This window comes from Janthinobacterium sp. P210005 (assembly GCF_036231865.1).
Lineage (GTDB): Bacteria > Pseudomonadota > Gammaproteobacteria > Burkholderiales > Burkholderiaceae_D > Janthinobacterium > Janthinobacterium kumbetense.
Genome location: NZ_JAZARC010000006.1, coordinates 306637 through 318653, shown reverse-complemented (window position 1 = coordinate 318653; position 12017 = coordinate 306637). Strand labels below are relative to the sequence as shown.

General features: G+C 59.2%; 12 protein-coding genes. 3 read left to right on the top strand and 9 right to left on the bottom strand.

Annotation, left to right across the window (positions count from 1 at the left end):
- Nucleotides 1–18 precede the first annotated feature (18 nt).
- The 4 genes from VPH40_RS23305 to VPH40_RS23290 all read right to left on the bottom strand — a co-directional run bounded on the left by VPH40_RS23305 (nt 19) and on the right by VPH40_RS23290 (nt 4640).
- On the bottom strand, nt 19–948 hold the full coding sequence (locus tag VPH40_RS23305; RefSeq protein ID WP_077407985.1) for a branched-chain amino acid ABC transporter permease: 930 nt from the start codon (nt 946–948) through the stop codon (nt 19–21).
- Between the two features lie 297 nt (nt 949–1245).
- The gene (gene ispH / locus VPH40_RS23300) at nt 1246–2193 is read right to left on the bottom strand and encodes a 4-hydroxy-3-methylbut-2-enyl diphosphate reductase (RefSeq protein WP_099666793.1); all 948 of its coding nucleotides are present in this window, start codon (nt 2191–2193) and stop codon (nt 1246–1248) included.
- A gap of 9 nt (nt 2194–2202) precedes the next feature.
- The gene (locus tag VPH40_RS23295) at nt 2203–2658 is read right to left on the bottom strand and encodes an FKBP-type peptidyl-prolyl cis-trans isomerase (RefSeq protein ID WP_070224501.1); all 456 of its coding nucleotides are present in this window, start codon (nt 2656–2658) and stop codon (nt 2203–2205) included.
- Between the two features lie 134 nt (nt 2659–2792).
- Entirely contained in the window at nt 2793–4640 is a 1848-nt protein-coding gene (locus VPH40_RS23290; RefSeq protein WP_328574638.1) for a LamG-like jellyroll fold domain-containing protein, read from the bottom strand.
- 245 nt (nt 4641–4885) lie between these two features.
- Between VPH40_RS23290 and radC the strand changes: the two genes are divergently transcribed.
- The 3 genes from radC (at nt 4886) to rpmG (ending at nt 6234) form a co-directional block, all read left to right on the top strand.
- Nucleotides 4886–5560: a RadC family protein gene (radC, locus tag VPH40_RS23285; protein WP_099666791.1), complete on the top strand. Its 675-nt coding sequence runs from the start codon at nt 4886–4888 to the stop codon at nt 5558–5560.
- A gap of 247 nt (nt 5561–5807) precedes the next feature.
- The gene (gene rpmB, locus VPH40_RS23280; RefSeq protein WP_010400928.1) at nt 5808–6044 is read left to right on the top strand and encodes a 50S ribosomal protein L28; all 237 of its coding nucleotides are present in this window, start codon (nt 5808–5810) and stop codon (nt 6042–6044) included.
- A gap of 22 nt (nt 6045–6066) precedes the next feature.
- Nucleotides 6067–6234: a 50S ribosomal protein L33 gene (rpmG, locus tag VPH40_RS23275; protein WP_010400929.1), complete on the top strand. Its 168-nt coding sequence runs from the start codon at nt 6067–6069 to the stop codon at nt 6232–6234.
- Between the two features lie 141 nt (nt 6235–6375).
- On the opposite strand, the gene VPH40_RS23270 is transcribed toward rpmG, so the two are convergent.
- From VPH40_RS23270 to VPH40_RS23250, 5 genes are all read right to left on the bottom strand, one after another.
- Nucleotides 6376–7545: a DesA family fatty acid desaturase gene (locus VPH40_RS23270; RefSeq protein ID WP_369811458.1), complete on the bottom strand. Its 1170-nt coding sequence runs from the start codon at nt 7543–7545 to the stop codon at nt 6376–6378.
- Nucleotides 7546–7717: 172 nt separating this feature from the next.
- A complete protein-coding gene (locus tag VPH40_RS23265; protein WP_328574637.1) occupies nt 7718–9076 on the bottom strand; it encodes a mechanosensitive ion channel family protein in 1359 nt (452 codons plus the stop codon).
- A gap of 128 nt (nt 9077–9204) precedes the next feature.
- Nucleotides 9205–10524, bottom strand: a complete 1320-nt coding sequence (locus VPH40_RS23260; protein WP_099666789.1) for an RsmB/NOP family class I SAM-dependent RNA methyltransferase — start codon at nt 10522–10524, stop codon at nt 9205–9207.
- A gap of 21 nt (nt 10525–10545) precedes the next feature.
- Nucleotides 10546–11154 carry a phosphoribosylglycinamide formyltransferase gene (gene purN, locus VPH40_RS23255; RefSeq protein ID WP_328574636.1) on the bottom strand — a complete coding sequence of 203 codons (609 nt, stop codon included), beginning with the start codon at nt 11152–11154 and terminating at the stop codon, nt 10546–10548.
- A 156-nt stretch (nt 11155–11310) separates the two neighbouring features.
- Nucleotides 11311–11709: a barstar family protein gene (locus tag VPH40_RS23250; protein WP_034747450.1), complete on the bottom strand. Its 399-nt coding sequence runs from the start codon at nt 11707–11709 to the stop codon at nt 11311–11313.
- Nucleotides 11710–12017: the final 308 nt, after the last annotated feature.

Below are 12017 nucleotides of genomic sequence, written 5' to 3'. Positions count from 1 at the left end.
CAGTCTCCCAGTTTCACATCAGGCACGGTCGGCCACACGTTCGCCCATGATGCCGGACGGGCGCAGGGTCAGCACGATGATCAGCACGACGAAGGCAAAGATATCCTGGTAGTGGCTGCCCAGGAAGCCGCCCGTGATGTCGCCGATATAGCCGGCGCCCAGGCTCTCGATAATGCCCAGCAAGACACCGCCCAGCATGGCGCCGTAGATATTGCCGATGCCGCCCAGCACGGCCGCGCAAAAGGCTTTCAAGCCGGGGATGGCGCCCATGGAAAACTGGATGGACGCGTAATTGGCGCCCCACATCACGCCCGCCACGGCGGCCAGCGCGGCGCCGATGGCAAAGGTGGCGACGATGACCTTGTCGGAATCGACGCCCATGAGGCCCGCCACGCGGGGATTTTCCGCCGTGGCGCGCATGGCGCGGCCCATTTTCGTTTTTTCCACCAGCAACACCAATCCGCCCATCGACAGCGCGGCCAGGGCCAGCAGCAGCACTTGCGTTTGCGAAATCACGGCGCCGCCTATGTTGATGGGGTCCGTCGACAGCAATTGCGGGAAAGGCAAGGGATTGCGCGTCCAGATCATCATGGCGAAGGTTTGCAGCAGGATGGAGACGCCGATGGCGGTAATCAGGGGGGCGAGGCGGGGGGCGTTGCGCAGGCGGCGGTAGGCGACCCGCTCGATGATGATGTTGACCAGAATACAGATGGGAATGGCGCCGAGGATGGCGGTGGCCAGTTTCAAATAGCCGGGCCAGTCCGGTACATAAATGCCCAGCAGCTTGAGAATGCTCAAGCCCACCATGGCGCCGATCATGAGCACGTCGCCGTGGGCGAAGTTGATCAGATTCAAGACGCCATACACCATTGTGTAACCGAGGGCGACTAAGGCATACATGCTGCCCAACACCAAGCCGTTGATGATCTGCTGGATGAATGTATCCATGATTGCCCTATCAAATATGCATTTTTCGGGAACAACTTCCGCCAGAACATGGGTCGCTGATACAAAAACGGCACCGGAGGAAGAATTCCTGCAGTGCCATCCCTGGACCGTTCTCACCAGCATGGTGCACGCACTCAAAAAGGGCGTGACCTTGCTTAGTCATAACGACAACATATTCAAGCTTGAGGCAATCATAACGATCTTTTGCAAAAACTAAGCTTGGAATAAATCGATCATTTCCGAATTAAATTCGGTTTTGAGGTAACTATTTCACCGATACTCAATCGTCCTGCAGACTCAGGCGACGTCGCGCTTGAGGCCATCAAGGCCTTTCGGCATCGGGAACGTGACGGCTTCCTGCACGCCGTCCAGCGGGCGCACGCTCTTCACGCCGCACTCTTTCAAGCGGTCGATGACGGCTTGCACCAGCACCTCGGGCGCCGAGGCGCCGGCCGTCACACCCACGCGCAGCTTGCCTTCCAGCCAGGCGGGATCGATTTGCGAGGCATTGTCGACCATGTAGGCAGGCGTGCCCATCTTCTCGGCCACTTCGCGCAGGCGGTTCGAATTCGAGCTGTTCGGGCTGCCCACGACGATCACCACTTCCACTTGCGGGGCCATGAATTTCACGGCTTCCTGGCGGTTGGTGGTGGCGTAGCAGATGTCGCCTTTTTTCGGCTCGGCGATATTCGGATATTTCGCTTTCAAGGCCGCAATAATGTCGCTAGTGTCGTCAACTGACAACGTTGTTTGCGAAACATAGGCCAGGCTTTCCGGATTGGCAACTTGCAATTTCGCCACATCCTCGAGCGTTTCCACCAGATGCATGCCCATATCGGCCTGGCCCATCGTGCCTTCCACCTCGGGATGGCCATCGTGGCCGATCATGATGATCTCGCGGCCTTCGCGGCGCATCTTGCTCACTTCCATGTGCACCTTGGTGACCAGCGGGCAAGTGGCGTCAAAAATGCTCAGGCCGCGCGATTCCGCCTCGGCGCGCACGGCTTTCGACACGCCGTGCGCGGAAAACACGAGCGTATTGCCTGCAGGCACGTCATCGAGGTCGTCGATGAAGATGGCGCCCTTGTTGCGCAAGTCGGCCACCACATAGGCGTTGTGGACGATTTCATGGCGCACATAGATCGGTGCGCCAAATTGCTGCAAGGCGCGCTCGACGATTTCGATAGCCCGATCGACGCCAGCGCAAAAGCCGCGGGGCTGGGCCAGTAACAGTTCCTTATCCATCGCTACTCCTTACAGGACCGAGATGAGCTTGACTTCAAAACGCAGCGGCTGGCCAGCCAGCGGATGGTTGAAGTCGAACAGGGCCGAGTCCTCGCGCATTTCGCGCAGCACGCCGGCAAAGCGGCCGCCGCCCGGCGCGGCGAAATCGACCAGGTCGCCGATCTTGTAGTCGGCGCCCGGCACGGAGTTCTCGTCCAGCGTGGCGCGCGAGACGGACTGCACCAGCTCGGGATTGCGCTCGCCGAAACCTTCGCCAGCCGCCAGCTCGAACGTCTGGTGCGTGCCTTCAGGCAAGCCCAGCAAGCGCTGCTCGAGGAACGGCGCCAGCTGGCCCTGTCCCAGCATCAAGGTCGCGGGATTGCCGCTGAAGGTCGTGACAATGTCAGTACCGTCAACAGTGGCAAGACGATAATGCAGGGTGAGGTAAGCCGCTTCGGTGACGACTGCTGGTTGCTCGTTGGACATAGTAGTTTTCAAGTAACTGGTGCAAAACGATATTGTAAGCCACCCTGAGCCAGCGCGCCCCATGCCATCTCGGCGCGGCCATGCTTTTGTCAAAAAACATGGCCGTGCAACACATCCGACGTCGAATCGGCGAATCAGACGTTGACGTACGTCAACCCGCCCGCCGTGCTGGCGTGATTGCCGAAGCCGGAGCTGTCTTCCAGGTTGCCGTCGAGCTTCCAGCGTCCCACGGGCCGGTGCACAATGCCATACTGGCCATAGTCATACACTTCCTTCGGCGTCAGCACGCGGTCGTACAGGATGACGTCCGACAACTGCCAGGCTGGCGCGCCCTGCTCCTGCGCATCCACGGTGCGGCCGATCACCAGGGGCGCGCCGATGGCCTGCACGAATGGCGTCACCATCTTGCTGCCCTGCGACATCAGGAAATCGTCGACGTACAGGCTGATGGAACCATCATGCCTGACGGTGTAGGTGCAGCGAAACCAGCGGTTGGCGCCATCCACGTTCACGCCGTGACCATTGTTATTGAAGCCCGCACCAGCACTGTTGCGCAGGAACAGGAACGTCTGGATATCCTGCGTCAGCAGCGTCCATCCTTTCAGGTTCGCCTGACGCGCGACAAAAGCCCCGCCCCGGCCCACCATCGTGGAAAATGCCTGCTGCCGGATGCAATACGACAGCGAGAAATCGGCGCTCTCGTAGCGCACGGATGACGGCACGGTGAGCAGGAGGCCAGGCTGGAATTGCAAGGTTTTCATGACGCCGAAGCAAGGCGTGGGCGGCGCCTGACGGACGGCGTCGTCGCCGCGCAAGGCGTCCCAGACGGCCTTGCGTCCGTTGCTGTAGGCGGGTGTTTCCACCAGGTTCAGACCGTCGTCTTGCATGGACTTGCCGCCGTTCCAGTCCCAATAGCATGCCAGTTGCACGCCCGTACGGCGTATGGCGCTCAGCAAGGCGTGCAGGTTGTCTTGCCGTTCGGTATCTTGCAACGCCTGCTCCTGCTTTTCCGACAGGCAAAAGCTGCCAAGGTAATACGGCTTGCCCAAGGCCTTGGCCGCGCGCTGCATCACTTGCAGGTAAGCGAGCGAAGACGAGACGAAGTCGGCCGGCAAATCCGCGCTGTTGTCCAGGGCGCTGCTCACATATTCATTACCCAGAAACAGGTTTTCACAAAGGCAGTCGACCGGGTCCGGATTCATCAATGGCAGGGTTTCCGTGACGTATTGCTGCAAAGAGCCTTGCCGGGGCCAAGTATGGGCAATGCCCGCGTTACCGGAAGAAATCATGCGCGCCAGGCCATCGTTGTCACGCAGCAATTGCGCCGTTTCCTGGATGATTTCCCGGCAAACGCTCAAGCTCATCTCCGTCACGCCCTTCAGTTCCTGCGCAGCCATGCAGGCGGCGATGCCGGGGTGGTTGCTGTAGTGCTGCGCAAAAGCCTGTGCAAAGGCACGCATGTAGCGGCGTGTTTTCGACTGCGGATTGGCCAGTGCGACGCGCGCGGCGGCGGCCTGCTCGTCTTTTGTGGCGCCCGCAGGGCCCGCCTCGCCCACCAATTGCGGCACGGCGTAGGGATTCCAGAATGGGCAGGCGATGATGCCGATGCCATTGGCCAGCGCGCAATCGAGCAGCGCCTGGATCGCGGCCCAGTATGCGGGCTTGATATTGAGTGCGGTCAGCGTGTTGTCGGTTGCGAAATCGGGCTTGCCAACGACCTCGCCCCAGTTCCAACCGCCATCCTTGCCGTTGAAAGGCGCCAGCATCACCTGGAGGTACTTGAAGTCGTTGGCCGCAAGATACGGAAAATCGGTGCTGTAATCAGGATTCTTCACGTCCGGCGTCAGCGGTGCGGTAACGCTCCAGTTGCGGTGTTCCAGATACGCGTGCGCATTGAGGCCGATGCCGCTGACCTTGCCCGTGTTGACGCCGGCGGCGTTGAACTCTTGCATGACTCCATTGATAACTTTGATGTACGGCATGACGACTCCTGTCAAACAAGTGGAAGACATTGAGTTCAGGGCCCTGACTCCCCGCCGCTGCAACTTGCATGGAATGCAACGACAGGCAAATCATAGCGCTTGAAAATGGCCGGGTCGGGCATCTTGGTTTTTGTTTTTTTCATATGATTCGCCATGAAGACGAGCTAGCGCAGCATGGCCGCCCGGGGAAGGCGCGACAATCATCGGCAGGCGCCACGACCAGCCGGGCGCGAACGGGAGGCAAGATGGGCATCAAGGATTGGCCGGCCGGCGAACGGCCGCGCGAACGCCTGATCGAGGATGGCGCGCAATCGCTGTCGGACGCGGAATTGCTGGCCGTCTTCCTGCGCACGGGCGTGCGCGGCAAGAGCGCCGTGGAACTGGCGCGCGACACGGTCGAGCACTTCGGCTCCCTGCGGGGCCTGTTTGGCGCCAGCCTCGTGAGTTTTTCCGCCGTGCACGGCATGGGCAGCGCCAAATTTGCCCAGCTGCAAGCGGTGCTGGAACTGGCGCGGCGCGCCATCATCGAAGACTTGCAGGCGGGCCAGACCCTCAATTCCCCGCACGCCGTGAAAGACTATTTGCGCCTGACCCTGGGCCACCTGGCGCATGAAGCATTCCACGTGTTGTTTTTGGACGTCAAGAACCGCCTGATCACGACCCAGGAAATGTTTCGCGGCACCCTCACCCACACCAGCGTATATCCGCGCGAAGTCGTCAAGCAGGCACTGCTGCACAACGCGGCCAGCGTCATGCTGGCGCACAACCACCCGTCCGGCGCGCCCGAGCCCAGCGAATCGGATCTATTGCTGACGCGCGCGCTGGTGCAAGCGTTGTCGCTGGTCGACGTGCGCATCCTCGACCATTTCGTCGTGGCCGGACGGCACGTGCATTCGTTCGCGGAACACGGCCAGATCTAGGCCGGGGCTGGCCAGGCGACAGTTAACCATGTGTAAACAAGGACATACGTCACTGCAGCGAGACGCTTATCTAACAGTAAACAGCGCTGTTTACCAGTGCCTTTCCCTATGAAGAAGGGGAAAAGTCAAATTGTTAAATTATTTCAATACAACATGACACAATTGTTTTTCGCAAGTCATTGATAAATCGGCTTATTTTGGATATACTCTCGTTTTTCCAATTTGGAATATCTTTAAGGAGTGCGCCATGGCACGTGTTTGCCAAGTCACTGGGAAGAAGCCGATGGTCGGCAACAATGTTTCCCATGCAAACAACAAAACCAAACGTCGTTTTTTGCCTAACTTGCAGAATCGTCGTATTTTTGTTGAATCTGAAAACCGCTGGGTCTCCCTGCGTTTGTCCAACGCCGGTCTGCGCGTCATCGATAAAGTCGGCATCGACGCCGTATTGGTCGATATGCGCGCTCGTGGCGAAAAAGTCTAATTAGCAGAATAAGGGAGCTATCATGGCAAAATCAGGCCGCGACAAAATCAAGTTAGAATCGACCGCCGGTACGGGTCACTTCTACACGACCACCAAAAACAAGCGTACGACGCCTGCGAAAATGGAGATCATGAAATTCGATCCTAAAGCACGCAAGCACGTAACGTACAAAGAAACCAAAATCAAGTAATTGATATTGTGTTCTGTAAAAAGAGCCGCTCCGATGAGCGGTTTTTTTTTCGCCCTGATTTTCATCTCGCCGCTCTCCCCTTGTGCCGGGACGAAAAAAAGGCCCTGGAAACCAGGGCCTTGATATGACGCAACAGCTTACTCAGGCATAGCTGCGCAGGCGCAAGGAGAAGTCTTGCAGCGACTTGATGCCAGACGCTTCGGCGCGCGTGCACCAGTCTTGCAGCTTTTGCAGCAATTGCTCACGCGTAAAGTGCGAGCGTTCCCAGATGGCGCCCAGCTCCACGCGCATGTGGTGCATGGTTTCCAGCGCCTTGCTGTGCTGGAACAATTCCGACAGCTGTTCGTGGTGCGCATCGGCCAGCTTGCCCGGCTCGCGCTGCATCAGCTTGCGCGACGATTTCAGGAAGCGCTTTTCCAGTTCCGCCTTGTGCTTCAAGTGTTCCAGCTCCTCCTTCCAGGCATGCTTGATTGATTTCGCATACTTGGCCATCACGTCGTAACGGTTGGCGATGACCGATTGCAAGGTCTCGAAGTCCGCTTCCAGCTTGCCGTGCGAAAACTTCGGCTCTGGAGCCAGCTTTTTCACCTTGGCCAGGCCCAGCATTTCCAGCGCGCGGATATAGGCCCAGCCGATATCGATTTCATACCATTTCGACGACAGCTTTGCCGAAGTCGCATAGGTATGGTGATTGTTGTGCAACTCTTCGCCGCCGATCAGGATGCCGAACGGAATGATGTTGGTGGCCGCATCGGCGCAGTCGTAGTTGCGGTAGCCCCAATAGTGGCCGATGCCGTTGATGATGCCGGCCGCCGTGATGGGGATCCACATCATTTGCACGGCCCACACGGAAATGCCGATCACGCCGAACAGGATGAAATTGATGACGAACAGCGACACCACGCCCAGCCAGCTGTATTTGGTGTACAGGTTGCGCTCGATCCAGTCCGTCGGCGTGCCGTGGCCATATTTGGCCATGGTTTCCATGTTCTTCGATTCAGCACGGTACAGCTCGGCGCCTTCCCAGAAGACTTTTTTGATGCCGCGCGTCACGGGGCTGTGCGGATCTTCTTCCGTATCGCACTTGGCGTGGTGCTTGCGGTGGATGGCCGCCCATTCCTTGGTCACCTGGCCCGTCGTCAGCCACAGCCAGAAACGGAAGAAATGGCTGGGGATCGCATGCAATTCCAGCGCCCGGTGGGCCTGGTGGCGGTGCAGGTAAATCGTGACGCTGGCGATGGTGATATGCGTGACCACCATGGTGTACAGGAAAACTTGCCATGCAGACAGATCGGTAATGCCAGTTGCCATGAACTGCAAAACGTCGTGTAAAACGGAACTCAATGTCATTACTACTACTCCAAGTGGACAGGGCGTGCGCACGGTCGCTCCAGTGACTCTGGAGGTCCGGCAGAGTTAATTTTAGGCGTGATTGTACGCCCTAATGGGTGCGGTCAGGCAAAATCGGAGGCAGGCAGCGAGGTTAAGGCTGGGTGCCGGATGGAGCGGACTCACCCTCTGCCGCGCTGGCGAGCGGGGCAGGAGGCGTACCAACAATACGCAATTCGCGTTGCGGAAACGCTACAGTGACCTTATGTTCCTGCAAGGTGCGCCAGATGGCGCGGTTCACATTCGACTTCACGCCGCCGGTGCCATTTTCCGGGTCCGCGATCCAGAAGCCGATCTGCACATCGAGGCCGTCGGCGCCGAAACGCACGAGGGTGGCCGATGGCGGATTGCTTTGCGACACACGCGGCACCTTGGCCGTCGCCGCTTCCAGCAAGGGGAAGATGACATCCAGATCCGTTTCATAGCCCACCGACACGGCCGTCGACAGCCAAACCATGCGGTTGCTCAGCGACATGTTCTGCACGCCGCCGGAAATCAGCATTTCATTCGGCACGATGGATTCAACGCCATCGCCACCCAATAACACAGTATAGCGCGTATTGATTTGCGTGACCTTGCCCGTGAATTGACCCACCGTAATCATGTCGCCGATGGTCAGGCTGCGGTCCAGCAGGATGATGAAACCGGACACGAAGTTCGCGGCGATCTTTTGCAAGCCGAAGCCCAGCGCCACGCCGAAGGCGCCGCCGAACACGGACAGCACCGTCAGGTCGATGCCCACCAGCGACAGGCTGACCAGCACGGAAACGAGGATCAGCACGGCGCGCCCCATGCGCGACAACACCACGCGCAAGGAAGTGTGCAAGCCCTGCATTTTCATCAGGCGCTCGTCGAGCGAAGTACCGGCCCACATGGCCAGCACCAGCAGCACGGCCACGGAAATAGCGGCTTGCAAGATGGCAGCCACGGACACCTTGTTGCGACCCAGCGGCACGACGATGCTTTCCAGGAAGGTGTGCAATTCCGGCCACAGGCCCGTGATGTACAGGGCCATGCCGGCCCACACCACCACCGTGAAGATCTTCTCCAGCAGCAACATGGTCGGGCTGATGTCGCCATGGCGGGCAAAAATGCGGCGCAGCACATAAAACCCGAAGCGCACCAGCGCCATCGAGGTGCACAGGGGAATGGCAATACTGAGCAGGTTCACGGACTGGAACTTGGCCAGGAAATGCTGCGCAATGCCCAGCAGCATGGCCGCCAGCACGGGCGTCAGGATGCGGATGAAACTATCCGTGCGCTGCAAGGTTTCCGGCGTGGCCGGCACGGTGGCCGCTTCCGCCCGCTGATGCAGGAACACGCGCAACTGCCGCACCAGCAGCCAGCTCAGCGCCAGGCAGGCGACGATGACCAGCGCCTGCCACAGGATGGCCGGTTGACGGAAATCGTCGACAAAGTCAGTGATCAGATTCAGCAGTGGGGTTTCATTCATGGCGGATGCGGTCCGGAAGGTGAGACGGGTGGGACGGAGGTGATACGGAGGGGCTAGGCCCATGCCGCCAGGCGGGCTGGCGGCATTGAAAGCCGCCACTGCCAGGTGCAGCGGCGGCCCGTGACGGCTTATTCGGCTTGTTCAGCGTCAGCGTCGTCGGCCGGTTTTTCATCGGCGTAGACTTTTTTCGGCATGACCTTGCGCTCGAACACGGCGGCGAAGAAGCCGTCGGTCTGGTGCAAGTGCGGCAACAATTTCAGGTAGTCGCCCATTTCCAGCTCGATCTTCTGTTCGGCCAGCACCTTGCTCATCGGCACCAGGGTGAAGTCCGGATGGGCGGCCAGGAATTGCTCGGCGATAAAGTCGTTTTCTTCGTTCAGGAAGCTGCAGGTGGCGTACACCAGGCGGCCGCCGCCCTTGACGAGGCGCGCCGCGCCGGCCAGGATGGCTGCCTGCTTGGCTTGCAATTCCACGATCGAGTTCGGCTGCTGGCGCCATTTCACGTCCGGATTGCGGCGCAGGGTGCCCAGGCCGCTGCATGGGGCGTCGACCAGCACGCGGTCGATCTTGCCAGCCAGGCGCTTGATCTTGGCATCGCGCTCATGCGCGATCTGCACCGGATGCACGTTCGACAGGCCGCTGCGGGCCATGCGCGGCTTCAGCTTGGCCAAACGCTTTTCCGACACGTCGAACGCGTACAAACGGCCCGTGTTGCGCATCAGCGCGCCCAATGCGAGGGTCTTGCCGCCCGCGCCGGCACAGAAATCGACGACCATCTCGCCGCGCTTGGCGCCGACGATCTGCGACAGGATCTGGCTGCCTTCATCTTGCACTTCGATGGCGCCGCTCTGGAACAATGGCAGGTTTTGCAACGATGGCTTCTTGATCACGCGCAAGCCCAGCGGGGCGTACGGCGTCGGCGTGCTGAGGATAGGCGCTTCGGCCAGGGCCAGCATCACGTCGTCGCGCGTGGCCTTGAGCGAGTTGACGCGCAAGTCCAGCGGCGCCGGCGCGTTCAGCGCATCGGCCAGCTTCATGGTTTCCGCTTCGCCGAACTGGGCGATCAGCTTGTCGAACAGCCAGGTCGGCATGTTGGCGCGCATGTTCGACGGCATCAGGCTGCGGTCGATCTGCGTGATGCGTTCCAGCCATTCCACTTCTTCTTCCGTCAAGCCGCCCAGGGAGTCGGCACCGACGGCTTCGGCCAGGCCGAGGATGGTCAAACGGCGCATGGTCGGGCCGCTGCCCGCTTCGGCGAAGTCCGTGAAGAACGATTTGTTGCGCAGGACGGCATAAATGCCTTCGGCGATGGCGCCGCGTTCGCGCGAACCGAGGCGCGGATGGTCGCGGAAATAGCGCGACAGGGTGGTGTCGGCCGGAGCCGTAAAACGTAAAATTTCGCGCAATACTTCTTCAGCATTGGCAAGTATCGCTGGTGGCAATCTCATTGTTATTCTTCCTGTAATATTTTATTGAGGGTCCACGCGGACCTGGCCATGCTCGACTGACAGTTTATCGTCAATGAACAGGCGGATGGCGCGCGGGTAAAGCAGATGTTCCTGTACCAGCACGCGCGCCGATAAGCTGTCTTCTGTGTCGCCTGGCAAGACTGGCACCACCGCTCTCGCCACGGCCGGGCCATGGTCAAGCTCGGCAGTCACGAAATGCACGGTCGCGCCGTGTTCCGTCACGCCCGCCTCGAGCGCCTGGCGGTGCGTCGCCATGCCCGGGAACAGCGGCAGCAGCGACGGGTGGATATTGAGCATGCGCCCCGCGTAATGCTCGACGAAGGGCGGCGTCAGGATGCGCATGAAACCGGCCAGCACGACCAGGTCGGGGGCGAAGCCGTCGATCACGGCTTGCAGCGCCGCATCGAACTGTTCGCGGCTGGCATAATCCTTGTTGGCAACGACTGCCGTCGCTATCCCATGTTCCGCGGCAAAAACCAGTCCCTGGGCATCGGCCCGGTTACTGATGACGGCGGCAATACGGGCTGGCCATTGCTCGGCTTGCGCCGCGCGGACGACCGCTTCCATGTTGCTGCCGCGTCCGGAAATGAGGATAACGATATTTTTCATAGCGCGCATTGTACCCGCTATGGCGATGCGAATCTAGAAAGGCCGGTATTATTGTTGCGGCGCAACATGAGCGCCGGCGCGCCGCAGCCGCCCGGCGATGCCGGTTTTCACCTGCGCCGGAGGCCCGCTTGAGGGCGCTGCGGCAAGAGTAAGTATTTACTCGAACGAATAGAAGACGCGGAACGGGACTTTCTTCTCGGCCCAGTAGTCGGCCGCGTCGCGGAACACGTCGAGCAGGATCTCGCGCGCTTCCTTGTCGAATTTTTGCGTATTTGGCAATTGCTCGAGCACCACCAGGAAGCCCGTTTGCGTGCCCGCCTTGAACATGGTATCCGTCAGGCACAGGCGCAGGGCGTCGAAATTCTTCGCTAGGTTCTTCGGAAACAGGAATGCTTCTGCAATAATGCCGATGACTTGTTGTTTGGTCTGTCCAGCGTTGCAATGCGCATATAAAAAGTGCTGCCCGAGACGGATCGCCTCGTCTTGTAATTCGGTCACGCGAAAGGCACGGATGGACTGGACAAGGTTGGGCGGCACGGTTAGTAACAAACTCATTTTTCCCTCAAATCGACCTGTTATGTATGGATATCTTCTAGCTGCTCTTCTTATTGCATCCCCGCACGCGGGTCAATGCGCACGCGGTGATTCGATCTGTATCAACTTTTATGCGATTCAGTGCGATTTTATATAAGCCATACGCGTATTAGGGTAACGTGTTGTCCTGCATGAATCAACCCGAATATGATGTCAAACGCAAGATTTGTTACAAACCGCTGGTTTCAAGTCACTTCAACATCTTGTATCGATTGAAAGTGCATGTTACAGACTGTGGGGCAAGGGGCTTGGGCTGTTACATTTTGTTG

Bases quoted from the DNA above. Each gene is read 5' to 3' on its own strand.
- VPH40_RS23260 (WP_099666789.1), bottom strand. From the start codon at position 10,524: ATGAGATTGCCACCAGCGATACTTGCCAATGCTGAAGAAGTATTGCGC.
- VPH40_RS23250 (WP_034747450.1), bottom strand. From the start codon at position 11,709: ATGAGTTTGTTACTAACCGTGCCGCCCAACCTTGTCCAGTCCATCCGT.
- rpmG (WP_010400929.1), top strand. From the start codon at position 6,067: ATGGCAAAATCAGGCCGCGACAAAATCAAGTTAGAATCGACCGCCGGT.
- VPH40_RS23265 (WP_328574637.1), bottom strand. From the start codon at position 9,076: ATGAATGAAACCCCACTGCTGAATCTGATCACTGACTTTGTCGACGAT.
- VPH40_RS23295 (WP_070224501.1), bottom strand. From the start codon at position 2,658: ATGTCCAACGAGCAACCAGCAGTCGTCACCGAAGCGGCTTACCTCACC.
- radC (WP_099666791.1), top strand. From the start codon at position 4,886: ATGGGCATCAAGGATTGGCCGGCCGGCGAACGGCCGCGCGAACGCCTG.
- VPH40_RS23305 (WP_077407985.1), bottom strand. From the start codon at position 948: ATGGATACATTCATCCAGCAGATCATCAACGGCTTGGTGTTGGGCAGC.
- ispH (WP_099666793.1), bottom strand. From the start codon at position 2,193: ATGGATAAGGAACTGTTACTGGCCCAGCCCCGCGGCTTTTGCGCTGGC.
- rpmB (WP_010400928.1), top strand. From the start codon at position 5,808: ATGGCACGTGTTTGCCAAGTCACTGGGAAGAAGCCGATGGTCGGCAAC.
- VPH40_RS23290 (WP_328574638.1), bottom strand. From the start codon at position 4,640: ATGCCGTACATCAAAGTTATCAATGGAGTCATGCAAGAGTTCAACGCC.
- VPH40_RS23270 (WP_369811458.1), bottom strand. From the start codon at position 7,545: ATGGCAACTGGCATTACCGATCTGTCTGCATGGCAAGTTTTCCTGTAC.
- purN (WP_328574636.1), bottom strand. From the start codon at position 11,154: ATGAAAAATATCGTTATCCTCATTTCCGGACGCGGCAGCAACATGGAA.